18 protein-coding genes, 2 tRNA genes and 6 pseudogenes are annotated in these 23,176 nt (G+C 42.8%); 12 read left to right on the top strand and 14 right to left on the bottom strand.

Annotated elements, in window-relative coordinates; all coding sequences use genetic code 11:
• Positions 1-291: 291 nt before the first annotated feature.
• The 12 genes and pseudogenes from G7Y90_RS04125 to G7Y90_RS04075 all read right to left on the bottom strand — a co-directional run.
• Positions 292-741: pseudogene (locus G7Y90_RS04125) on the bottom strand (type 1 glutamine amidotransferase domain-containing protein); the annotation flags it as partial.
• A 449-nt stretch (positions 742-1,190) separates the two neighbouring features.
• Positions 1,191-2,172 (bottom strand): annotated as a pseudogene (gene truB, locus G7Y90_RS04120) (tRNA pseudouridine(55) synthase TruB).
• Positions 2,129-2,266 carry a hypothetical protein gene (locus G7Y90_RS18845; RefSeq protein ID WP_502937452.1) on the bottom strand — a complete coding sequence of 46 codons (138 nt, stop codon included), beginning with the start codon at positions 2,264-2,266 and terminating at the stop codon, positions 2,129-2,131. The pseudogene truB and the gene G7Y90_RS18845 overlap by 44 nt, the downstream one beginning before the upstream one ends.
• Positions 2,267-2,282: 16 nt before the next feature.
• On the bottom strand, positions 2,283-2,687 hold the full coding sequence (locus tag G7Y90_RS04115) for a ribosome-binding factor A (RefSeq protein WP_045443024.1): 405 nt from the start codon (positions 2,685-2,687) through the stop codon (positions 2,283-2,285).
• 203 nt (positions 2,688-2,890) lie between these two features.
• Positions 2,891-5,552: pseudogene (gene infB / locus G7Y90_RS04110) on the bottom strand (translation initiation factor IF-2).
• 180 nt (positions 5,553-5,732) lie between these two features.
• Entirely contained in the window at positions 5,733-7,217 is a 1,485-nt protein-coding gene (gene nusA / locus G7Y90_RS04105) for a transcription termination factor NusA (protein ID WP_055123697.1), read from the bottom strand.
• A 158-nt stretch (positions 7,218-7,375) separates the two neighbouring features.
• Positions 7,376-7,874, bottom strand: a pseudogene (gene rimP / locus G7Y90_RS04100) (ribosome maturation factor RimP).
• A 445-nt stretch (positions 7,875-8,319) separates the two neighbouring features.
• Positions 8,320-8,396: transfer RNA gene (locus G7Y90_RS04095), tRNA-Met, on the bottom strand.
• Between the two features lie 125 nt (positions 8,397-8,521).
• Positions 8,522-8,605, bottom strand: a tRNA-Leu gene (locus tag G7Y90_RS04090).
• A 186-nt stretch (positions 8,606-8,791) separates the two neighbouring features.
• A complete protein-coding gene (gene secG, locus G7Y90_RS04085) occupies positions 8,792-9,100 on the bottom strand; it encodes a preprotein translocase subunit SecG (protein ID WP_025652589.1) in 309 nt (102 codons plus the stop codon).
• Between the two features lie 214 nt (positions 9,101-9,314).
• A complete protein-coding gene (gene tpiA, locus G7Y90_RS04080; protein ID WP_250163470.1) occupies positions 9,315-9,923 on the bottom strand; it encodes a triose-phosphate isomerase in 609 nt (202 codons plus the stop codon).
• Between the two features lie 14 nt (positions 9,924-9,937).
• Positions 9,938-10,129, bottom strand: coding sequence for a hypothetical protein (locus tag G7Y90_RS04075; RefSeq protein ID WP_250163469.1), 192 nt, complete (start codon positions 10,127-10,129; stop codon positions 9,938-9,940).
• 639 nt (positions 10,130-10,768) lie between these two features.
• Here G7Y90_RS04075 and pilB point away from each other — a divergent pair.
• From pilB to coaE, 4 genes and pseudogenes are all read left to right on the top strand, one after another.
• Positions 10,769-12,476: pseudogene (gene pilB / locus G7Y90_RS04070) on the top strand (type IV-A pilus assembly ATPase PilB).
• A gap of 392 nt (positions 12,477-12,868) precedes the next feature.
• A complete protein-coding gene (locus G7Y90_RS04065; protein WP_045443014.1) occupies positions 12,869-14,092 on the top strand; it encodes a type II secretion system F family protein in 1,224 nt (407 codons plus the stop codon).
• Positions 14,093-14,117: 25 nt separating this feature from the next.
• Entirely contained in the window at positions 14,118-15,020 is a 903-nt protein-coding gene (locus G7Y90_RS04060; RefSeq protein WP_250163468.1) for a prepilin peptidase, read from the top strand.
• 124 nt (positions 15,021-15,144) lie between these two features.
• On the top strand, positions 15,145-15,831 hold the full coding sequence (coaE, locus tag G7Y90_RS04055) for a dephospho-CoA kinase (protein ID WP_055123701.1): 687 nt from the start codon (positions 15,145-15,147) through the stop codon (positions 15,829-15,831).
• On the opposite strand, the gene rlmB is transcribed toward coaE, so the two are convergent.
• Entirely contained in the window at positions 15,794-16,564 is a 771-nt protein-coding gene (rlmB, locus tag G7Y90_RS04050) for a 23S rRNA (guanosine(2251)-2'-O)-methyltransferase RlmB (protein WP_238034343.1), read from the bottom strand. The two genes, coaE and rlmB, sit on opposite strands and share 38 nt — an antisense overlap.
• A 212-nt stretch (positions 16,565-16,776) precedes the next feature.
• Positions 16,777-17,112: a pyrimidine/purine nucleoside phosphorylase gene (gene ppnP / locus G7Y90_RS04045; RefSeq protein ID WP_045443006.1), complete on the bottom strand. Its 336-nt coding sequence runs from the start codon at positions 17,110-17,112 to the stop codon at positions 16,777-16,779.
• A gap of 731 nt (positions 17,113-17,843) precedes the next feature.
• Here ppnP and recN point away from each other — a divergent pair.
• From recN to G7Y90_RS04005, 8 genes and pseudogenes are all read left to right on the top strand, one after another.
• Positions 17,844-19,523, top strand: a complete 1,680-nt coding sequence (gene recN / locus G7Y90_RS04040) for a DNA repair protein RecN (RefSeq protein WP_250163467.1) — start codon at positions 17,844-17,846, stop codon at positions 19,521-19,523.
• Positions 19,524-19,670: 147 nt separating this feature from the next.
• Positions 19,671-20,234, top strand: a complete 564-nt coding sequence (locus tag G7Y90_RS04035) for a YqgE/AlgH family protein (protein ID WP_045443003.1) — start codon at positions 19,671-19,673, stop codon at positions 20,232-20,234.
• Positions 20,235-20,341: 107 nt separating this feature from the next.
• Positions 20,342-20,864, top strand: a pseudogene (gene ruvX / locus G7Y90_RS04030) (Holliday junction resolvase RuvX).
• A 92-nt stretch (positions 20,865-20,956) separates the two neighbouring features.
• On the top strand, positions 20,957-21,436 hold the full coding sequence (locus G7Y90_RS04025; RefSeq protein ID WP_193216895.1) for a hypothetical protein: 480 nt from the start codon (positions 20,957-20,959) through the stop codon (positions 21,434-21,436).
• Positions 21,437-21,496: 60 nt separating this feature from the next.
• Positions 21,497-21,823: a sulfurtransferase TusA gene (gene tusA, locus G7Y90_RS04020; protein ID WP_250163466.1), complete on the top strand. Its 327-nt coding sequence runs from the start codon at positions 21,497-21,499 to the stop codon at positions 21,821-21,823.
• A gap of 137 nt (positions 21,824-21,960) precedes the next feature.
• A complete protein-coding gene (locus G7Y90_RS04015; RefSeq protein ID WP_250163465.1) occupies positions 21,961-22,392 on the top strand; it encodes a hypothetical protein in 432 nt (143 codons plus the stop codon).
• Positions 22,364-22,807: a hypothetical protein gene (locus G7Y90_RS04010; protein WP_250163464.1), complete on the top strand. Its 444-nt coding sequence runs from the start codon at positions 22,364-22,366 to the stop codon at positions 22,805-22,807. Before G7Y90_RS04015 ends, G7Y90_RS04010 begins: the two co-directional genes overlap by 29 nt.
• Complete coding sequence (locus tag G7Y90_RS04005; RefSeq protein WP_250163463.1) at positions 22,698-23,165, top strand: methyltransferase; 468 nt, start codon at positions 22,698-22,700, stop codon at positions 23,163-23,165. The genes G7Y90_RS04010 and G7Y90_RS04005 overlap by 110 nt, the downstream gene beginning before the upstream one ends.
• Positions 23,166-23,176: the final 11 nt, after the last annotated feature.

Below are 23,176 nucleotides of genomic sequence, written 5' to 3'. Positions count from 1 at the left end.
ATAATCAGCAAATATATCAGTGTCACCTTGTTATGGATGACACGTCACATACTCTACTTGTCTTCTTTAGCGTTTTTTACATTGTCTGCAATACGATCTGCTGCGGCTTCACTATCTATCAGTATGATTGTTCTCAGTTTGGCTTTTAAGCGCTGCAGTTGCTGACTCAGAACGTTGTTGCTCAAGCTTGGTATCGCTTGGGTTAGAGTTTGACATAATATTTTCCTCAGTTACAGTTGTGAATGTTTAAGAAATATAAGTAATTAATTACTCAGTAAGTGGGTAGAAAAATTAAGATAATGCCTTATCAATAGCATAAACGAAATTGCTGATATCATCTGGATTACGTGAGGTAATCAAATTACCGTCTACCTGTACTGTTTGATCTACAAATTTTGCACCAGCGTTTTCTAAATCTATCTGCAGCGTATGATAAGCAGTGAGCGTTTTACCTTTGGCAATACCTGTATTGATAAGTGCCCAAGGAGCATGGCAAATGACAGCTAATGGCTTGCCTGCATCATTGATAGCATTGATAATACTATGAGCCTCTTCATTGCCACGAATCGTATCCGCATTGACAGTACCACCTGGTAGCACCAACGCATCATAATCAGAAATGCTTGCGTCTTTTGCAAAAATATCAGCAATAAAGGTGTCGCCTTTGTCTACATCTTGCTGCATGGCTTGCACTTCTTTTTCTTTATTTGTGGTTATAAGAAGTGTCTTGTAACCTTTATCTTTGAGTTGATTATTAACCTCTTCGTATTCTGCTTGCTCGAAGTTATTGTGTAGTAAAAAGCGATGGTTTTCATGATATTCCTTTTTTCGTTATGAGTGATTTTCTTTTAGTTGTTTTATTATTCATACTTTATTTTTATGAGTCGTTATTATTATTGGCTATATAGTCTTCCTCTGACCCATCTTGTTCCTATTAAATATTCTCTTTCGAACCTAGTTTTTATTTTTGATATATGACTTTTATCTTATTATTTTTTTATGTTCTTATTCTTAGAGTCTTAGTTCGATTTATTTTTCTATCCAGACTTCCTATCCGGTAGATCTAAAGTACAAAAAAAACAGGTTCCACCATAGGTGAAACCTGCAATAAAATGTGAGGATATGTGATTAGTGTAAACTATTAGTAAGCTAAATCGTGTTTAAACGAGGGTTATATAAGAACCGTAACATTAACGCTGGATTAGCTTTTTAGGCTGCAATCTACCGTTGAGACTTACGGCACCCAATCCAAGAAACTGACCTTGCTGATTTATCAAACGAATATCAACTGGAATCTCATGGATCAAGGGTTGTTGGTCATCGTCACTACTAACAATATCACTATCTAGTTGGATATCGTCGTTTCTGACACAGACGACTGATGACTGATACTAGTTGAAATATAGTCGCGCAGACTGTCTGTCAGTTGCTCAAATACATTCAAGCGTTGACCCATGTGTATACGCTCACACTGCTCAAACGTCAACACCATCTCAGCTTCAATATTAATGCAAGCATCTACCGGCATCAATTGCTCTTGCCTGTTATCAAACGCTAATGCTTCCAAGTCTGACAAAGTAATCGCATCATTGATTTTGAAATCACCAACCTGCGTACGGCGTAATGCAGTCAAATGCCCTAATGTACCCATCGCTTTGGCGATGTCTTCACCGAGTACACGCACATAAGTACCTTTAGTACAGGTCACTGTCAATTGAATTCTCTCATGATCAAGCGCTTTTAAATCAATGGCCTTGATTACAATATCTCTAGGCGCTCGTTCTACCTCAATTCCCGCACGAGCATACTCATAGAGTTTTTTGCCATCTTTTTTTAGTGCAGAATACATCGGTGGTATCTGCTGCTGAGCACCTAAAAACTGCTGGGCGACTTTGTCTAAAAGTACATCATCAAATTTTGGAATGGGTGCTTGTGCAACGATTTGACCATCGGCATCACCAGTATCAGTTTGACCGCCAAGTAGAATAGTTGCTTGATAAGATTTATCTGCATCTAGCTGATAATGACTAAATTTTGTCGCTTCACCCATACAATCGGCAATAGACCAGTTGCCATTGGATCAAGTGTCCCTGTGTGCCCCGCTTTTTTACTATCATGATTTGGCGATTTAAAAAGATACTTCACCTTCGATACGACTTGCTGAGAGGTCATACCTTGAGGCTTGTCGACTAAATAACACTGAGACTTTAATCTTGTTAGAGTGATTACTAGACTTTTTATCCGCTTGCGTAGATGCGATAGACATAACGACTTTTACCCTTCTACTCTTCGTTTTCTTGCTCGTCAGACTCATTTTCTTCAGTCTTAATAACTGCTTTACTGATTAAATCCATCATGTAATTACCACGAGCAGTCACTTCGTCATAATGAAAACGCAAGCGTGGTGTGGTACGTGTTTTGAGACTATGGCTTAATTCGGTACGCAAAAAACCCGCCGCTTTATTAAGTACTTTGATACTCTCTTCATGATTGGTCTTATTCATGGAATCGTTAAGCTCAGGCTCCATGATGGTGACATAGACATCAGCATATCCTAAGTCAGGACTAACCTTGACACTGGAAATAGTGACAAAACCAGTCAAACGAGGGTCATTGACTGCATCACGAATGAGAACAGCAAGCTCACGTTGAATTTGGTCGGCTAAGCGTTGTAGACGTTGGTTCATATTGTTACCTTACTTTAATATGGCTTATTTTCACTGATTGATATATTGGCTTATTAACAAATTTTAGGACTAATAGTTGGTAAAAAAGGCCTAGCAGGATGTACCTGATAGGCCTAAGTACAGCTAGATATTAAGAAGATACTAATCTGCTCAGCTGATTAAGCATATTGCATGATTAGATATCCTGCTATCGAACTGTAACGTTAGATAGTACGTGCAAACTCTTGGATTTCAAAGACTTCGATCTTATCGCCAGCTTCGACATCATAGCCACGAACAGCCATACCACATTCCATACCAGTACGTACTTCATTAACGTCTTCTTTATAGCGACGCAATGATTGCAATTGACCGGTAAAGATAACTTGGTCATCACGCAATACGCGGATAGGTTTGTTGCGATAAATTGTACCTTCAACCACCATACAACCAGCAGCAGCACCGAACTTACTAGAACGGAATACTTCACGAACGTCTGCAACACCAAGGATTTTCTCACGATGTTCTGGCGCATACCACTCATAGCTGCTTTGACATCATCAATCAAACCATAGATAACGCTGTAATAACGGATATCCATGTTGGCGGCATCCGCTTTGCGACGTGCGGTCGCATCAGCACGAACGTTGAAACCTAACAATACCGCTTCGCTAGATTCTGCAAGTGTCACATCAGATTCAGAGATAGGACCGACGCCTGAGCTGATTACTCTGACTTTAACTTCATCAGTTGATAGCTCATTCAATGCTGAAAGCAGTGCTTCAAGCGAACCACGAACATCGGTTTTCAATACGATATTCAAGAATGACACATCACCTTGTTCCATCTGATCAAACATGCTTTCTAAACGCATGGCATTCTGACGTTCAAGTTGACGCTCACGCTCACGGTTGCTTCTAAACTCTGCCACTTCACGAGCTTTTTCTCGTCGGTTAAGACTAAGAACTCGCTGCCAGCTGCTGGCGTTTCAGGTAGGCCTAAAATTTCTACAGGGATAGAAGGACCCGCTGATTGAATACGCTTACCATGTTCATCAGTCATCGCACGAACTTTACCGTAATGCTCGCCTGCCAAGACCAAGTCGCCTTGCTTTAATGTGCCTTTTTTAACTAAGACACTAACAACCGGACCGCGCCCTTTTTCAAGTCTTGATTCAATGACCACACCTTGAGCAGCGCCATCTAACGGTGCTTCTAGCTCCATTAGTTCAGCTTGTAGGCTAATAAGTTCTAACAGCTCATCAATACCATCACCGGTTTTGGCTGAGATGCGAGCCATTGGGGTATCGCCGCCCCACTCTTCTGAACGACTTCTTTAGCAGTCAATTCATTAAGGACCGATCTGGATCAGCGCTTGGCTTATCCATTTTATTGATTGCAACGATAATTGGCGTACCAGCAGCACGAGCATGATCAATAGCTTCTGCTGTTTGCGGCATCATACCATCATCAGCGGCAACAACTAACACAACAATATCAGTCGCCTGTGCACCGCGTGAACGCATAGCACTAAAGGCCGCGTGACCCGGAGTATCAAGTAATCACACCACGATCGGTCTTAACGTGATAAGCACCGATATGCTGAGTAATACCACCTGCTTCACCAGTTGCCACTTTGTTTCACGAATTTTATCAAGTAACGATGTCTTACCGTGATCGACGTGACCCATGATTGTGACGACTGGCGGACGAGTTTGAACGTTACTGCTACGCTCATCACGGCGTCTTGTAGATCGTCTTCAACGTATCACTAACCAGTACTGATTGTGACCCATCTCTTCAACGAGCAAACTTGCTGTCGCTTGATCAATCGTATCTGACTCACGAGCCATCTCACCCATTTTCATAAGCAATTTGGTGACTTCGCGCGCTTTAACTGCCATACGTTGAGCAAGATCTGCAACGGTAATTTGTTCACTAATCTCAACATCGTAAACAATTTTTTCAACAGGTTTTTCGAACTTATGCTGTGATGCTTGCGTTGAACGCAAACCGTTTTTTACGGTTTTGATCTCACGCTCATCTTGATTCTTACGGCGACCACGACCACGAGCACTAGTACTACTGGTGCCACGCTTGATTTCACGACGTTCTTTTTCAAACGATCTTCTAAGGCATCACCAACCAAACCTTCAGCTAGTGGCTCGTCTTTACGACTTCAGAAGCAGGCTGATCTGTATATTTTCCAGCCATTTTACGCATTTGTTCAAGCGTACGTTTTTGTGCTTCTTCAGCTTGAGCGCGGCGTGTTTTCTGTTTCGATTTCACGTAAACGAGCTTCTCTTTCTCACGCAATTCGCGCGCTTTACGCTCAACCGCCGTTTCAACTTTCGGTTTCGTCGCTGCAACTTTTTTCTTCTTGGTCTTTAGGTGACTTCGACAGTGGTTTTGCCACCTTTTTCACAACCACTGAGGTTGAGATATCGTCGTTTTTATCATCTGACTTTTTGCTAGAGCCTAAGCTTGCACGCATTGCCGCCAAGGTTGCAGCTTGACGTTCTTCAGATTTCTTTGGTAGCAGCACGCTCAGCAGCATCTTTAGCAGCACGTTCTTGCGACTCAATCATCGCTTGCTCACGCGCGCCAACTCTTCAGCCATTTTTTCTGGATCAGGCTTTTCAAATACTTTCTTTTTACGCACTTCCACATTGACGCTCTTAGATTTACCTGAAGACCGGTCACGCGCGCAGTGCTAGTTGTCTTAGATTTAAGACTAATACGACGCTTTTCTTGCTGACCATGACTTTGCTTTAAATACGTCACCAACTTCTCTTGCTCAAGCTCAGTGACTAGGTCACCCCTGCACGAGCAGGCAGTCCAGCATTTACCAATTGCTGTTGTACAGCACTTGCGGTTTGCCTACCATATCTGCCAGTTCTTTGACGGTCTATCTGCCATTTATTATCACCTACTGTCTATTATTTGCTATATGTTCAATTCAGTTGGCTACAAATGATTGGGGTAAGGCTGGTATTGGTACTGCGTTCATACCAGCACTTTATTATCGATAGCATATCACTAAAAGACAGCGATATGCAGTTACCGCTTATTCATTGAACCAAGATTCCCGAGCTTTCATGATGAGTTTTCCTGCGGTTTCAGAGTCTAAACCTTCGATATCTTCGAGATCGAAGACTGCTTGTTCTGCCAAATCATCAACGGTAATAATGTCTTTTTGTGCCATTTTATAAGCCCAATTGACTGTCATACCTTCAAGCTCTTGTAGCTCTTGACTTGGCTCTTTCATGTTCTGTTGTTTGACCAGCTCATCAGCGATGACGACTTCTTTTGCACGCTCTTGAATCATCTCAATCGCTTCATCGTCTAGACCTTCGATATCATAAAAGGTTTCAACTGGTACGTAAGCCACTTCTTCAATACTGGTAAAACCAATATCGACCAGTGCTTGTGCTAAGTCTTTATCCACTTCTAAACGTTCATAGAATAATTCGATAAAGGCTTTCGATTCGTTCTGTTGACGCTGCTGATATTCTTCTTCTAGCATCATATTAAGCTTATAGCCCGTTAGCTCAGACGCCAAACGTACGTTTTGACCTTGTGAACCGATCGCACGTGCCAACTGATCATTGGTGCTAAAGATAATATCAGCTGTCTGCGTATCTTCATCCAAGATGATGCTACTGACGTCAGCTGGCTCTAAAGCACTAATAATGAACTGTGCTGGATCATCTGACCACACCACCACATCAATGCGTTCGCCATCAAGCTCCTGCTGTACGGCTTGGATACGTGTACCACGCATACCAATACAAGCGCCAACTGGATCGATACGATGATCGTTGGTTTTCACAGCTATTTTAGCACGAGTACCCGGCAAGCGCGCGACGTTGCGGATTTCAATAATTTGTTCGGCAATCTCTGGTACTTCTTTTTGCATCAATGCTGAAAGCATTTCAGGATGAGTACGAGACAGTAACAACTGAGCGCCACGGTTTTCACGGTTGACATGATACAAAATAGCATTGATACGTGATTTTGCACGTAATTGCTCACGCGGCAGCATCTGATCACGTGACAAATAGCCTTCGGCATTGTCACCTAGATCAATGATATAGCCATCACGAGTCTGCTTCTTGACTTCGCCATACATCATCTCGCCAACACGCGGCTCAAAAGCATCTGCTACTAAATTACGCTCAGCTTCACGAATCTTTTGGATGATGACTTGTTTGGCTTGCGTCGCAGCAATACGACCAAACTCAATCGATTCAATCTGTTCTTCTTTAACATCACCGATTGACCATTCTTCTGGATCAAGATCGCTGATGGCTAGCTGACAAGCAGGCATTTCATGGTCTTCATCTGCAACCACTGTCCAGTAACGATAAGTATCATAATCACCCGTTGTACGGTCGATAGCAACCCGTACTGCCACTTCTGGCTGTTCGGTGTATACTTTTTTCTTAGTCGATACCACCAAAGCGTCTTCTATCGCTTCAAAGATATCTTCAGGATTTAAGCCCTTTTCATTACTGACAGTTTCTACTACCGTTAAGATTTCACGACTCATGCTATACCTGTCCTATCATTTTTAATTGACTTAAATTTTATAATTTATGTATTGCTATTATATTTTCACCGTAAGCTATATAAGCTGTTTGGATATTAAAATGCTGATGGATGATTTGTTACTTCAAGTTTTCAAATCAAACCAAGCTGTACAAAAGCTTAGGCATCTTCATAAATCAAATTGGCTTTATCAATATTACTCAGCGCAATCTCAAACTGCTGACCATCGCTTGATGTCAGATTTAAGACATTTGCATCGATACTATCTAAAGTACCTGTCGCTTTGCGACGTTTTTGATCACCTTCACCAGTCGCTTGTATTAAACGCAAGCTGACGGTTTGACCAACATAGGCATGCATCTGCTCATCGGAAAAGAATGCGGTCGAAACCTGGTGAAGAAACTTCTAAGATAAACTCACCAGCAATCGGATCATGAACCTCAAGAATACCGCTCACTTGATGGTTCACTGCTGCACAGTTTTCAATGGTTACTTGTTTATTTTGGGCCTGCTCTTCTGGCAATGCCTCAATATAAATGCGTAATAAAGAGCGATTGCCTTGCGGTGCAAACTCGATACCCCATAATGCCACATCGCAAGCCGCGACGGCAGGAGCAATAATATTGGTCAGTTCTGTAACTTTGGTTGAAAGCTTCATAATCTATTTATCTTTTCCTATTCACGTATCTATCGTACTTAGTAAACCGCGTAATTGTCGCTCACTCATGGAGTTTATTTATTAGTAAGAGACACAGTCATTATACTATCTTAAATCACAAACATATTATTTATATGATATGCGCTTATATAGGGATGAGCACAAAAAACATCAAGCTCAGCCAGACAATGCTTTTATTATTCACAAAGCAGTACTATCGATAAAGGAGTGAGGAATAAAGGATAGTGTGCTTAAGAAGCAGCGCGCCGATAGCGGCAGGTGACAACCAATAACGAATAATATCGCACTCTATAGAACTAGAGCTTAGCATAAGTAGGATAGATACCGCGATACCACTGACCGTCAGATACAAAAAAACCCACAAACATAATGGTGGGCTAATCGTTACTGACAAATTTAGTGTACAAAACATCAGTATAAAAAGTGGTAGCGGGGGCTGGATTTGAACCAACGACCTTCGGGTTATGAGCCCGACGAGCTACCAGACTGCTCCACCCCGCATCAATCTATGGTGCGTATTATATGGGGGTTTTATATAAGTGTCAATCTTTATTTTAAATAAATTAGACTAAATTTCTTACCTATATTACTAACGCCGTACTTAATACGTTACAACTTTAAAAACTTGGTGCGATTGGGGGGACTTGAACCCCCACAGCTTGCGCCACCACCCCCTCAAGATGGCGTGTCTACCATTCCACCACAATCGCATTTTTCACTGCTCTACTATTACTATCTAATCTATCATAATAGATGCTTAAGGTAGGCATCGATAGAATCAGACTGCTAAAACAGAAAAGCATTGTAAATCTAACGCCTTAAAATAGCAAGAGCTGCCTCAATTAAAAGGCAATGACTAAAGACAGCTAGTAAAGGCAAGTGTCTTTAAAGTACAGTTATTGAGGATTCTGTGTCAATGGACGCGGCGTTTGTGGTGCTGACACAGGTGCATCTAAACGGAACTGATCTTCAGCCTGTTTGCGCGCATGAACGGCTAGCGTCATACTGGTGATAAAAAATATCACTGTTAATACTGCTGTCGCACGCGTTAAAAAGTTCGCTGTTCCTGCCGCACCAAAGACCGTACCTGACGAGCCAGCGCCAAAAGAAGCTCCAGCGTCTGCCCCTTTACCATGCTGTATCAAAATCAAGCCGATCATGGCAATCGCCACGATAATATGCAGGGCTAATATAAACGTAAACATGGTGGCCTCTTTTGCCGCGTAATGACGACTGATAACGGAAAATAAATCTTACGGTTAATAGGAATAGCAATTGACGGGTAATGCTGCCAAATCGATTATATAAATAAGGCGCATTGTACACGATTGCAAGGGCACTGTTAAACCTACTTTTGCCAACTGATAAAGACATTTTATAATCGAGACCGCCATGAAATGCACGTTTTATCTTTATTGACTAGTCTTTAGCTCGACTAAAGGCATTGGCAATTGCCAAAAAACTCTCTACCTTTAATGATGCGCCGCCAACCAATGCCCCATCAATCATAGGATCTGCAGCGAAGCTATCGGCATTGTCCGCATTGACACTACCACCATATAGCACACTCATTATCTTTAGTGATTCTGCAAAGCCTGTGATGGTTTGCTTAATATGCTGATGCGTTTGACTGACTTCGCTCACGGTTGGGACTTTGCCAGTACCAATCGCCCACACTGGCTCATAAGCAATGATCAGTCGATTAGATAGTGATGACATGAGATCTGGTTGGATAGTAATCACTTCTTTTATTACTGATAACTGAGTGTCAATTACGTCAAGGGTTTGCTTATCATCATATTGAGCCTGAGTTTCGCCAATACAAAATACCACGCCCAAACCTTGGGTGAGTGCGTGAGTCACTTTCTGCAATAACGTATCGTGAGACTCGCTATGATACTGGCGACGCTCAGAATGACCCAGTATCGTCCAAGTTGCCCCAGCGTCTGCTATTTGCTGTGCTGAGCAATCACCCGTATAAGCGCCAACACTGGCACTATGCGCACTGACGTCTTGCGCTGCACTCAATATCGAACTACCAGCTAAACGCGCGCACTGACAGCTGCCAGATGAATACAGCTTGGTGCCACCATCAACTGACAGCGACTACTTGACCGTTCTGTGTCGGCTTGCTCTTTAGCATCAATTGTAGTCAACAAATTATTCAACAATAAATCGACGTCGTGACTCGTTGCTGGATTCTGTTTCCAATTACCAATTACCCAAGCTTGCATACTCATCTACCTTGTTTCATCTATTCTTGCCAATTTGGCTAATATGCGCGCCAGTATAACAAATAATTCTCAAGTGCTATAGTATGCTGCCGCCAGCAGAAAAACAGACAGTCAGTGCGAATATTTACTAGGGCGTATCCTCACTACTCTAAAAAATGATGATAAAAATGAGATAAATTACTGTCAAACAATGAAAGTAGCGCAAATATTATCGAGATATTGATAGGCTACTCGACGATGTTTGGCAAAATCCAACCATTTTCAACTTATTTAGAGGATAGTCTATTAAATTGAGGATATGCTCTAGACATTGTCTCGAGCTATGATTTTTTGGGTCAAGCACTCAATCGTCCATATAAAATCTTTAAACTAAAGTAATGTTTTATAGTATTGTGTCTATATATAACAGAACATTATCAAGAATCTAACAACTAAGCTACTGATAACCTACACTATTAAAACGGTTTCTCTGCTAAATCTCTTATAAGCATCTCTGCATTGACTGTTATTAATGATAGCTCAAAGGCTAACAATGACTTATAGCAGGTATTTGTTAAAAATTACAATAGTAAGTGGCTTTCAGAAGTGTATGGATTTCAGACAAATATATAGCATATTGGGTATTAAGGAGAAGTCGTAATGTCTATCACCACGAGCAAGTATGGTGGTTTAGCGCACCAGCTAATCAGCGAAGGTATCGTCAGCGAAGCGAATATGAAAATCGCGCAGACAGAATCGCAACAGCAACAAGTAGGACTAGTGCCCTACCTAGTCGACAATAAATTGGCAGATGCTTATCATCTTGCGCAGATGTTGTCACAAGCGTTTGGCGATCCTCTTTTCGATCTTGATGCTTTACATGTTGATGTCATTCCAAAAGACTTAGTAGATGAAAAAATTATCGTAAATTTAATGCGTTGCCATTATTCAAACGAGGACAGCGTTTATCGTCGCATTAAGTGATCCAACTCGTGTGGATGCAATTGACGCTATTGCTTTTAATTCACGGCTGTCTATTGAAACTATTGTCGTCGAAGAAGACAAGTTAAAAAAGCGTATTGAGAGTCTTTACGCTGATGCTATGCAAAATTTTGATAGCTTCTCTGATAGCGATTTAAATGTTGGCTTTGATGAAAGTGAAGAAGAGGAAGGCGAGACCAAGCTTAGTGATGGTGTCGAGGAAGCACCCGTTGTAAAATTTGTTAATAAAATGCTGGTTGATGCCATTCGTATGGGTGCCTCTGACTTGCACTTTGAACCCTATGAAAAAACCTATCGCGTTCGCTTTCGTGTCGATGGTGTGATGCAAAAAATGGCCAATCCACCTGTACAACTGGCTGGGAAAATTGCGGCCCGTTTAAAAGTCATGTCGCAGATGGATATTTCAGAGCGCCGTGTGCCACAAGATGGACGTATCAAGCTCAAGATATCTAAAGATAAAGCCATCGACTTTCGAGTAAGCTGTCTGCCTACCCTATTTGGCGAAAAACTTGTACTTCGTATTTTGGATCCTTCTTCAGCGATGTTGGGTATTGAAGCGCTCGGCTATGAACCTGATCAGAAAGATATGTTTTTAGAGGCACTGCATAAACCACAAGGTATGTTGCTTATCACGGGACCAACTGGTTCTGGTAAGACCGTGTCGCTTTATACTGGTATTAATATTTTAAATACTGGCGCGACCAACATATCCACTGCTGAAGATCCGGTGGAGATTAACCTGGAGGGGATCAATCAAGTCAACGTCAATCCAAAAGTGGGTCTAACTTTCGCAAATGCCCTCAAATCTTTTTTACGCCAAGATCCTGATATCGTCATGGTTGGTGAGATTCGTGACCTTGAGACTGCTGAAATTGCAATTAAAGCAGCGCAAACAGGGCACATGGTGCTCTCAACCCTACATACCAACTCAGCACCTGAAACACTGACGCGGCTGCGGAACATGGGTGTGGCCTCCTTTAATATCGCGACTTCAGTGAACTTGGTTATCGCCCAGCGCTTAGCACGACGTTTGTGTAAAAACTGCAAAAAACCTATTAATATCCCTAAGCAAAGTCTGCTTGAGCTCGGCTTTACAGACGCTGATTTGGACAATCCAGACAATATCATTCACGAGCCAGTAGGCTGTAATGAATGCCGTGAAGGTTATAAAGGACGAGTCGGTATCTACGAAGTCATGAAAGTCAGCCCTGATATCTCACGTATCATTATGGAAGATGGTAACGCGATAGATATCAAAGACGCTGCACTCAAAAATGGCTTCCGAGACCTGCGTCGCTCTGGCATTTTAAAAGTCTTACAAGGCGTAACCAGTATTCAAGAAATGATGCGCGTTACTTCCGAGTAAGTATGTTTGCTTTTTTACAGGTCAAATACGCACAGAAAAAAGCACTGCTGATTGCTGAAAGGGAACGTTCAAAGCGACTAACCAACTACTTTTTAATCTTTAGCTATCTAAAAAGCAGTCTTTGTCAGTGCGATGGTGAAAAGTATAGTCGAAAGTTCAGAATCACTCTTATATGAATAATGCCATTATTTATATGAGGACTTATATGATGGGCGTTAATCGTACAGACTTTTATAAATTAGCAATAATCCCTACCAGATATACTTAAATATAAAACAGAGTTATACTGGTTTTTTACGTTAAAATAAAGTATGCCTTTTTTATGTAATGAGTCAGGCATCGTTGTACATCTTTGCAATATCTATATTAGACAATATTTTGAGGGTAGTAACATGGCAAAAGCGAAGACCGACATGCTGTTAGACTTTGTCTATGATGGGGTGAATCGACGCGGACAAAAAGTAAAAGGGGAGACTACCAGCCGTAGTTTAGAGTTGGCAAAAGCGACTTTACGCAAACAAGGTATCAGTGTCAAAGGTATTAAGAAAAAACCGAAGCCGCTTTATACTTTCAAGAAATCCATCAAACCTATTGATATTGCTATTTTTTCTCGGCAAATGGCGACCATGATGAAAGCGGGCGTGCCATTGACCCAATCCTTTGAGATTGTTGCTGACTCACTTGATAATCCCAGTATGAAAGATCTGGTATTACAAATAAAATCGGACATTGAAGCGGGTGGGACTTTTGCTTCAGCATTACGCAAGCACCCACGTTATTTTGACGATCTGTTTTGTTCACTCATCGATTCTGGTGAGCAGTCAGGTGCACTGGAAACCATGCTTGAACGCGTTGCTACCTATAAAGAAAAAAGTGAGTTGCTTAAAGCCAAAATTAAGAAAGCAATGAAGTACCCTATCGCGGTTATCGTTGTTGCTATTATTGTGACTATCATCCTGCTAATTAAAGTAGTACCTGTATTTTCTGGTCTATTTGAATCTTTTGGTGCAGAGCTGCCTGCTTTTACCCAAATGGTTGTCAATATGTCTGAGTGGATGCAGGCGTGGTGGTTTATTTTAATTATCATTATCGGCGGTACTATCATTGGCTTTTCAGAGACGAAAAAACGCTCTAAGAAATTCCGTGACTTCTTAGACCGTGCGGTTTTAAAAGCACCAATATTTGGCAATATTGCCTATCAAGCGATTATCGCGCGTTTTGCTCGTACACTATCGACGACCTTTGCTGCGGGCGTGCCACTTATTGATGCCCTCGACTCTACAGCTGGTGCCACTAATAATGTTGTATTTTATAATGCCACTCAGCAAATCAAAAATGATGTTTCTACTGGTCAACAATTACAGTTTTCAATACGCTCGACCAACCTTTTCCCAAGCTTAGCCATTCAAATGGTTGGCATTGGTGAAGAATCCGGTAGTTTGGAAGAGATGTTAGACAAAGTTGCCGTCTACTATGAAAATGAAGTAGATAACGCTGTTGATGGATTGACCAGCTTGATGGAACCTTTGATTATGGCAGTCTTAGGCGTATTGATCGGTGGCTTGGTGATTGCCATGTATTTACCGATTTTCCAGATGGGCGCAGTAGTAGGCTAAAAGCTAACTAAAGGACAGCTTGTTCATGCAATTTATAGAGTTATTACAAGATAATATGCCTATCGCTTTAGGCATATTTGGCCTATTAGGTCTTTGTGTTGGCAGTTTTTTAAATGTGGTGATTCACCGTATTCCGCTGATGATGGTTTATAGCTGGCGACAAGAGTGCAGCCAGTTTATGTCAGAACAAGCAGACATGCCTCGAGAACACACTCTGCCCCTAACAAATATCGTAGCGGCTGACCAGCCGATTACTTTGAGTCGACCAGCCTCACGCTGCCCTCATTGCGCCCACAAAATAAAGTGGTACGAAAACATACCGTTAATTAGCTGGTTAATACTACGTGGCCGTTGCTCAGAATGTAAAGCTGCGATTGGACTGCGTTATCCACTGGTTGAGCTAGCAACAGCCCTACTATCAATGTTAGTGATTTATCAGTTTGGCGTAACTGCAGCTGGCTTGTCAGCCCTGATTTTGGTATGGACGCTGGTCGCCTTAACCGGTATTGATTTTGATACCCAATTACTGCCCGATCGCTTGACCTTTCCATTAGCGGGTTTAGGATTAGCAGTGAATTCACAAGGTTGGTTTGTCTCACCTACCCAGTCAATTTGGGGCTTATTGCTAGGATTTTTGTCATTGTGGATAGTGGTTAAGATATTTTATCTACTCACTAAAAAGCATGGTATGGGGCAAGGAGATTTCAAATTATTGGCAGTATTAGGTGCTTGGCTTGGACCCATGATGTTGCCATTGATTATTTTATTGTCTTCTCTATTAGGCTCAATCGTTGGGATTATTTTGATGAAGAAACAGGGTGAAAGCAAGCCGTTTGCCTTTGGTCCTTATATCGCTATCGCTGGTATTGTTGCTTTATTATATGGCTCAGATATCGTCAACTGGTATCTCGGCATGTATACTTACTAAATTGTCCTAGAAAGTATTTCGGTCGCTCCTTTTCAAGTAGACACCAAATCTTAAAATAGGCACCAAAATACTTTCTTAGCTTATAACCATCACTGTCATTATATCGAGCAGATAAGTCATTATTATGTCAAAACAAGCATCTTCACCTTATTCTCATAAGCCCCAGACCCCGCAAAAGAAAAGCAAAACCTTAGTAGTTGGCTTAACGGGTGGTATCGGTAGTGGTAAGTCCGCTGCGAGTGCTTGGTTCGCTGAGCAAGGCATTGATATTATCGATGCGGATGTGATTGCCCATGAAATCGTCGCTAAAGGTAGCACCACTCTGCACAAAATCCAGAAAAAATTTGGTGATTGGGTATTGAATGGCGATGGATCAATGGATCGAGTGGCAGTAAGAACGCACGTCTTTTCACATCCTGAGGCATTGATTGAGTTAGAAGCCATCACTCACCCAGCGATACGCGAAGCAGCAAAAGCACAGTTGGCAACCAGTACTTCGCCTTACGTGATATTGTCAGCGCCTCTACTTATTGAAGCAGCAGAAGCAGGGCTTGCCAATTTATGCCAACGTATCTTAGTCATGGATGCCACCGAGGATACGCAGATTGCGCGTGCCAGTCAGCGCGACGAACAAAGTATACAAAAAATCAAAGCCATCATGGTGAATCAGCTGAGCCGCGAAGAGCGTAATCGTCATGCGGATGATGTGGTGCTCAACGAAAGTGATCTTGCGGCTCTGTATGTGCAACTAGCGCCATTACACCAAGAATATCTTAAGCTTGCCCAGCAGCTAAAGTACGCTGTCGATTGACCTCATACAGCGCCATACCAGTGGCAACACTCACATTTAGACTTTGAAGGTTGCCATGCTCATTTCCTGACATCGGAATATATACCAGCTCATCACAGCTCTCCATAGTCAGGCGACGCATCCCCTCACCTTCTGAACCCATGATAATGGCTGTTTTGCCAGTCAGATCAGCAGCATGAATTGGTTTGGCATCCGCATTAAGCGCTGTACCAAACACAAATACCCCGGCATTTTTGATTTGCGTGAGCGTACGTGCCAGATTGGTAACACTAATAATCGGCATCATCTCTGCTGCACCGACCGATACTTTAGACACTGTTGGTGTCAGACTTGCCGCATGATGTTTCGGACAAACCACGGCATCCACACCCATCGCCACTGCGGTACGCAAGCAAGCACCAAAGTTATGTGCATCCGTAATTTGATCCAAGACCAGTAATAAGCATTGGTCACGCCCAGCAAGGGTAGCAAGCAAGCCTTCATCAGCAAAGCCTAGAGGACGCGCATTTAGCACCACACCTTGGTGCTGCGGGCTGCCACACAATTGCGTGAGTTTGTCTTTTTGCGTGGGTTGGATACTGATACCATTGTCACGTGCTTGCGCCATAATCGCTTGTACATGGCTATCAGTCTCACGACCTTGCTGCACAAACAAGCTTAGCCCATCTAAAGGACGATATTCGAGTAAGGCATCAATCGCATGAATGCCATAAAAATAGGTAGGTTTTGCCATAATAGGCCTATTGATTATAAAGTGGGTATCGCGCTATATGATAAAAACTAGGCGATAAAAAGAGATGACAGTAATTGTATCAATAAATGGATATCTGCATATAAATAATATCAGCAGAAAAAGAAAAACCTTACCAATCCGATAAGGTTTTTCTTTTTTTGAGTAAAAGGCTTTTTGCTGTCATCAATCACTTAATAACAGCTTTAGCAAACTTACCCTTCTAAGTGGCAGATATATTGAACAATTTCTTCTGTCCGCAGATTAAAACCACTATTGCCTTCAACCACGAATGATTGACCAGCGCGGTAATAGCTGAATTCTTCGTCACCATTAATTTTGACCTCACACTCACCGCCCGTGATCTCGATACGCTCGGAGGTATTGGTGCTAAAATGATAATGCTCAACCAAATTATCACAAGGCAAGATAACGCCCAATGTTTTATGTCGACCATCTTCGAACATAATAGTGTGGCTTGAACAACGACCATCATAAGATACCGTCGCTTGAGCATTAACTGTTACATTAGTAAATTGCGCCGCTGTCATAGTGGCTTCCTTATCAAATAATCATTACGAAACTAAAAAATAAGTAATTGGTTAGAGTACCGCCAGAGTTGCATCGTTAACCGACACCTCTGTACTACGTACTGTATCCTTCTATACTAGATATCTGTGTGCTAAAGCTAGCCACAGGTTCTATGAAAATACTTTAGAATAATGACCGAGTGGCATACTCTTCCAACTATACGCCTATCATTTTACAAAATTATGACTCGTTATCGTATATTACACTGCACTAATCTAATCAGAAGAGTTTATCATTATGTGAGATTATGCTACCACATTATATCTATAAAGTTTGTTAAAGCGACTAGGAAAATGCTGTTTGATGCGAATCTTAAACTTATTTACTCACCTTTTTTGAGTCAGCACCTGATCGCTACAATTGGGCTATTTTTATAAGTTTAATCCGCAACCATGCTTAGTATACAGCCATCATTTTGACAGGCTTAATCATCTTAATGATTGATATTGTGAATATTATGATGATGACTCATAGCCAGTTTTTGACAGTTTTATGGTAATCTTCCAATAATAAAATCTATTATACATCGCTTGAAAGTTTGTATTTAAGCGCGTTTAACACCATATATTTGCCTATAATATTTATCTCATTAACACGGTTAAATGAATAATTTCATTCCTTTATCTACCCTATTTTATATATGGCTTCTTGAGATGTATATGAAGTCTATTGTCTGTCATGAGAGGCATTGATGCTAGTATCATTAACTTTACATCAGTTTGCGTTGATCGCTCAGCATGAGCTGAGTGTGGCTGAAGGCTTCAATGTCATCACGGGTGAGACCGGTGCTGGCAAGTCATTATTATTGGATGCGCTGTCTTTATGTGTTGGTGAGCGCGCAGACAGTGCGATGGTCAGACACGGGGCGGCGCAAGCCGATATTTATGCGCAGTTTGACGTAGAAAATAATACCGTCATTGCTGATTGGTTTGCCAAAAATGATAGACCATTAGAAGAACCTGAAGTCCTCATTCGTCGTCAGCTCAGCAATACTGGACGCTCAAAAGCGTGGTTAAATGGCACGCCTGTCAGCTTGGCTGAACTGAAAAACCTCGGTACGTTACTGGTTAATATTCATAGCCAACATGCTCAGCAAGCGCTCCTTAAGCCGCAGTTTGTGGTGCAATGGCTTGATGAGATGGCACAAATCACGCCATTAGCCATACAAACTGCCAGTAGCTATCAAACCTATCAGCAGCTCAAACGTCGTGCTGACGACATTGCGAGCCGTGAAGCTCAACGACAAGACCGTATTCAACTATTGCAAAGCCAACTTGCTGATATTGCGCCGTTATTGGCGGTTGATTATGCAGAAGTTGAAGCAGAGCACGAAGAGCTGTCTAATATCGAAGCCCTCATGATAGAGGCCAGTCATGGCTTGCATCTGCTCGACAATGACACGGATGAGCCAGATGTTATGACCTTGCTTGGGCAAGCGATTAAGCTTTGTGATAATCAAATGAATGTCAGTCAAACCTTTGAGCAAGCCTCCGAGCAGCTGCATTTAGCTCAGCAGCAAATCACTGAAGTGACAGGATTACTGTCAGATTATGCTGAGCAACAGTTGCCTGATCCTGAGCGTTTGCAGACACTAGACAGTCTTATCAGCTTAGGTCATCGCTTATCACGTAAGCATAGCTTGCCAACTAGCGACTTAATCGATGAAGCAAAGGGCTGGGAAGCGCAATTAGAGCAGTTAGAAAACGAGCCAAGTAGCGATGCGATGGCGGCACAAATTGAACAAGCTTGGCAAGACTATCTTGCATTCGCCGCTCAGCTAAATAAAGTGCGCTCGAAAGCCGCGCCGATCGTCAGCAAACAATTAATGCAGCAACTACAACCGCTCGCGCTACCCAATGCCCGCTGCGAGTTTGTCTTTACCAAAAAAGCCGATGCCAGCCAATATAGTGCGCAAGGTTGCTATGATATCGATTTATTATTTAGCGCCAATGTCGGTATGCCGATGCAGCCATTACATAAGATTGCCTCAGGCGGTGAGCTGTCACGAATGGCACTGGTGATGCAAGTACTGCAAGCGACCAATGCTGATAATAATGCCGCCAAGCCGATGCTAGTATTTGATGAAGTCGATGTCGGTATCAGTGGCGGTACGGCGCAAGTGGTCGGTGAGCTACTGCGCGCGCTTGGGCAGACGCAGCAGCTACTGGCCATTACTCACCAAGCACAAGTCGCGGCGCAAGCACATCAGCATATCTTGGTACAAAAACATCATGACGAGCAGACCGAAAGCGAGCTATTAATACTGACTGATAGCGCGCAAGTCGACGAGTTGGCACGTATGTCTGGCGGTGTGATCATCACTGACGTCACTCGCGACCATGCGCGTAGTTTATTGACCGATGTGAAATAAAGGCTTGGTCATTCATCAACCAGTTGTGCAGCGCTGTGTCTCATCACTGCTAAATATTTGCTTTGGTTGATTTTCACCTCAGTATCGCCATATAGTGGTGTGTCATTTCTGTTATTTTACCTTCAATATTAGGGTGCGTTTGTCTCTATGTCTAAAGCCAATTTGACCCATCATTTTTTAATCGCGGCACCAGAACTGTCAGACCCACGGTTTGAGCAGGCGCTGATTTATATTTGCCGTCATGATAAACATGGCGCACTTGGTCTGATGGTCAATCGTCCATTAGAGCAGGCACGCGTGGGCAAACTGCTAGAAGATTTAGACATTGAAGTGACGGATGCGCAAGTGATGGAAGATGTGGCATTAGAGGGTGGCCCGATGTATCCGGAGGTTGGCTTTGTGCTGCATACGGGGCAGCCTGAGTGGGCATCGTCTTTTGCAATCTCAGAAAACGTCTGTATTACCACCAGTCAAGATATCCTTAAGCGTATCGCTGCAGGTCAAGGCGTTGGGCATTATCAGCTGTGCTTGGGTCATGCCAGCTGGGGTAAAAAACAGCTCGATCAAGAGCTAAATAATGGCGATTGGCTTGTCTGCCCTGCTGATCTGAATTTATTGTTTGATACGCCATTCGAAGAACGCTGGCAAATTGCCGCGGATAAGATTGGGGTGAACTTTGATTACCTTAGTAGCGATATCGGTCATGCTTAACGATTGGTTATGATTGTTAAATTATTCATTTAAATAAAACCGCATTTAAATTAAAGCCGTTAAGCTAAATGAATCACGCCCAACAGAAATAGGAAGTATGCATAATGATGGTAGAGTCTGATACGAGCATTAAAATCGAAACTGCTGACACTACTGTGGCGGAACCCGCTATTAAGCCTCATCTTATTTTGGCGCTCGATTACGGGGTAAAAAAGATGGGCATGGCGCTGGGTAACACCATTACCGAGACTGCGCGTGCCTTTGATATTTTAGCGATGAATAATGGTCAGCCTGATTGGGACAATCTGCTCGGTATTATTAAAGTCTGGGGCGTGTCAAAAGTGGTGGTTGGGTTGCCACTTAATATGGATGGCAGCAGCTCAATGCTGTCTAAGCGTGCGCACAAATTCGCTCGTCGTCTAGCACATAGGGTCATGGAACAGCATCTACCAGTGATCGTGAGCCTTTGTGATGAGCGTCTAACCTCATGCAGCGCGTGAGATTGCATGGGATGGTTGGATTAAGCACGAACGCGACCCAATTGATGACATCTCTGCCTGCATTCTGATGTCGACTTATTTCGCTGACCCTAGTAGCAGTATCGCCATCGACGCTATCAAAGCCGATTAAATCAGCGATAAACCTGCTGTTAAAGCACTCTCAATTAAAACACTGCCAATTCTGACATATCGTCACTCTACACGGATAAATACCTGATTATTATGACCACTGTCTCAGACCATTCCCTGCAAAACAAATCGCAACATGGTTTTGCGCCGCTTGCCATCGCCCGTATAAAAGGCGCACAGCGAGCGAATCAAATAGCGATTTATCTCATTTATGCCGCTATTCTCGCCTTTATGGTCTTTGGCACCATTGCCAGTATCAAAGCCTTTCATGACAATCAACTGCTTTATCAACTTTTCTATAACTTGCCTTATGCCTTGGTTGCGCTTACGATTCCTATTACTATTTATGATGCGCTGGTGATTTATCGTTATCGATTAAACCAAGCGTCGATGATTGCCATGAGCATTGGCGTATCGACCATCATATTGGTTGGTGGCTTATTATTCGCTGATACCGCCTGGTTAGGCTTATCTTGTTGGCTAGGTGTGGCGTTTTTATTTAAAGTGAGCTTTAAGCGCTTTTTTAATTTTCTAGAAGCAGAAAAAGACACTGAAACCGCTGAAGAAACGTAAAGCATACTTATAAATGACGCAAAAAACTTTTACCTTATACTATCGATTTAAATGACTACTATGAGCACTTTTACCACGCAGACGACGATCAATCATCATTTAGATACGCAAGGGCTGATTTGCCCTGAGCCTGTCATGATGCTGCATCGAACCATCCGTAACGCTGATGCTGGCGAGGTGATTGAAATACTCGCCACCGACCCAGCCACCACTCGTGACATTCCTAATTTTTGTCGTCATTTGGGACATGAGCTTGTGCAGCAAGAAACGCTTGCTGAAAATATAAATCTAAACGTCGATCCCGATGAAATAATGGTCGCTGGCGATGAGGATGCACCAATCAGCGCCACGCTTTATCGTTATCTGGTTAAGAAAAAAAGCGCTTAAATGCACTCAAGTTACCGCAGCAAAGCATTGATCACAGCAAGGCATTAATCACAGTAAAACAATGACAGCGCAATAAACAATATAAAGGTATCTTTGTATTTTAAGCGAAGTATCTTTCACAAAAGGTAGGCTATTACGTGTTACAAACAGAAAAGCAGTATGTACAATGGCAAGAAAACGAGACTCTACGTAATGCTCTTTGGTTGTCTGAAAGCAATCATATGCCACCTGCGCGCATTGTGTTGGTCGATGATACAACGACCGCAGATGACGCTTACCGCTTAGCTTGCGAAGGCAGCTCACTGCTGTGGCGCGGTGATTTTCATAATGCACGCCAGTTGCTACAAGCGCTTGGTCGTCGCATAGATCGTACCAATGAGCGCTCTGAGCTGCGTAAAGCAAAAAAAGCGGCTAAATCTACAATAGAATCTGATTCAGTCAGCTCTAAAGAAATACCTAATCTATTTCATCAGCAGCGCCAACTGCAAGCGCAGCGTTCGCGCATATTAAGCCGTTTGCTACTAGAGCTTGATGCCAGTTATGTCAGCCAACTACGCGCGCGCCCCTGATGTCAGTGCAGCCTGTACGGCCGCTTTTGGCCCGTTAGATAAGGCGATGGATGAGTCTTGCGTGCTGTCGTTTCGTGACTTACAAGGCGCACTTGGCGCAGCAGGATGGCGCGAAAAAGGCGTCCCAATAGACAGCTTAGGGTTATCAATTTTCCCGCATTATGGTGTGTTTGCGCCAACCCGTCATGAGTATGTGCAGCTGTTGCTCGATGCACCGCTACCAGCGATCCATGATGTCGCCTATGATATCGGTACTGGAACGGAGATTGCTGGCTATTATCTTAGCGCAGCGCGGCGTTCCGCAGGTGATAGCAACGGATTTGAATCCACGTGCTTTGGCCTGTGCCAACGAGAACTTTACACGGTTAGAATTACCTGCCGTACAACTGCAACAAGCGGATTTGTACCCGACTGATGCGCCACTCGCCAATCTGATTGTCTGTAATCCGCCTTGGTTACCTGCTAAGCCAAGCTCGTCTCTTGAGTACGCCGTCTATGATGCCAAGAGCGCGATGCTGCGTGGAGTGTTGCAAGGTGCCAAGCAACACTTAGCTGAACACGGTGAGCTTTGGTTGATAATGTCAGACTTGGCAGAGCACCTGCAACTGCGCACTCGTGATGAGTTACTAAGCTTGTTTACCAATGCTGGATTGGCCGTAAAATATCGTCTGGATACCCAACCTAAGCATGGTCGCAGCCAAGATGATACCGACCCTCTACATGTCGCGCGCAGTGCTGAAGTCACTTCATTATGGTGTTTAACGCTTATCTAACATTCACCCAC

Origin of the sequence: Psychrobacter sp. WY6, from assembly GCF_018448495.1 — a bacterium.
Classification (GTDB): domain Bacteria; phylum Pseudomonadota; class Gammaproteobacteria; order Pseudomonadales; family Moraxellaceae; genus Psychrobacter.
This window is presented reverse-complemented; position numbering and strand designations above follow the sequence as displayed.

Excerpts from the sequence above, each read along its gene's own strand:
- G7Y90_RS18845 (WP_502937452.1), bottom strand. The coding sequence starts at position 2,266 with ATGTCTATCGCATCTACGCAAGCGGATAAAAAGTCTAGTAATCACTCT.
- G7Y90_RS04115 (WP_045443024.1), bottom strand. The coding sequence starts at position 2,687 with ATGAACCAACGTCTACAACGCTTAGCCGACCAAATTCAACGTGAGCTT.
- nusA (WP_055123697.1), bottom strand. The coding sequence starts at position 7,217 with ATGAGTCGTGAAATCTTAACGGTAGTAGAAACTGTCAGTAATGAAAAG.
- secG (WP_025652589.1), bottom strand. The coding sequence starts at position 9,100 with ATGTTTACGTTTATATTAGCCCTGCATATTATCGTGGCGATTGCCATG.
- G7Y90_RS04075 (WP_250163469.1), bottom strand. The coding sequence starts at position 10,129 with ATGCAAGCTTGGGTAATTGGTAATTGGAAACAGAATCCAGCAACGAGT.
- G7Y90_RS04065 (WP_045443014.1), top strand. The coding sequence starts at position 12,869 with ATGGCAAAAGCGAAGACCGACATGCTGTTAGACTTTGTCTATGATGGG.
- G7Y90_RS04060 (WP_250163468.1), top strand. The coding sequence starts at position 14,118 with ATGCAATTTATAGAGTTATTACAAGATAATATGCCTATCGCTTTAGGC.
- coaE (WP_055123701.1), top strand. The coding sequence starts at position 15,145 with ATGTCAAAACAAGCATCTTCACCTTATTCTCATAAGCCCCAGACCCCG.
- rlmB (WP_238034343.1), bottom strand. The coding sequence starts at position 16,564 with ATGGCAAAACCTACCTATTTTTATGGCATTCATGCGATTGATGCCTTA.
- ppnP (WP_045443006.1), bottom strand. The coding sequence starts at position 17,112 with ATGACAGCGGCGCAATTTACTAATGTAACAGTTAATGCTCAAGCGACG.
- recN (WP_250163467.1), top strand. The coding sequence starts at position 17,844 with ATGCTAGTATCATTAACTTTACATCAGTTTGCGTTGATCGCTCAGCAT.
- G7Y90_RS04035 (WP_045443003.1), top strand. The coding sequence starts at position 19,671 with ATGTCTAAAGCCAATTTGACCCATCATTTTTTAATCGCGGCACCAGAA.
- G7Y90_RS04025 (WP_193216895.1), top strand. The coding sequence starts at position 20,957 with ATGACCACTGTCTCAGACCATTCCCTGCAAAACAAATCGCAACATGGT.
- tusA (WP_250163466.1), top strand. The coding sequence starts at position 21,497 with ATGAGCACTTTTACCACGCAGACGACGATCAATCATCATTTAGATACG.
- G7Y90_RS04010 (WP_250163464.1), top strand. The coding sequence starts at position 22,364 with ATGTCAGCCAACTACGCGCGCGCCCCTGATGTCAGTGCAGCCTGTACG.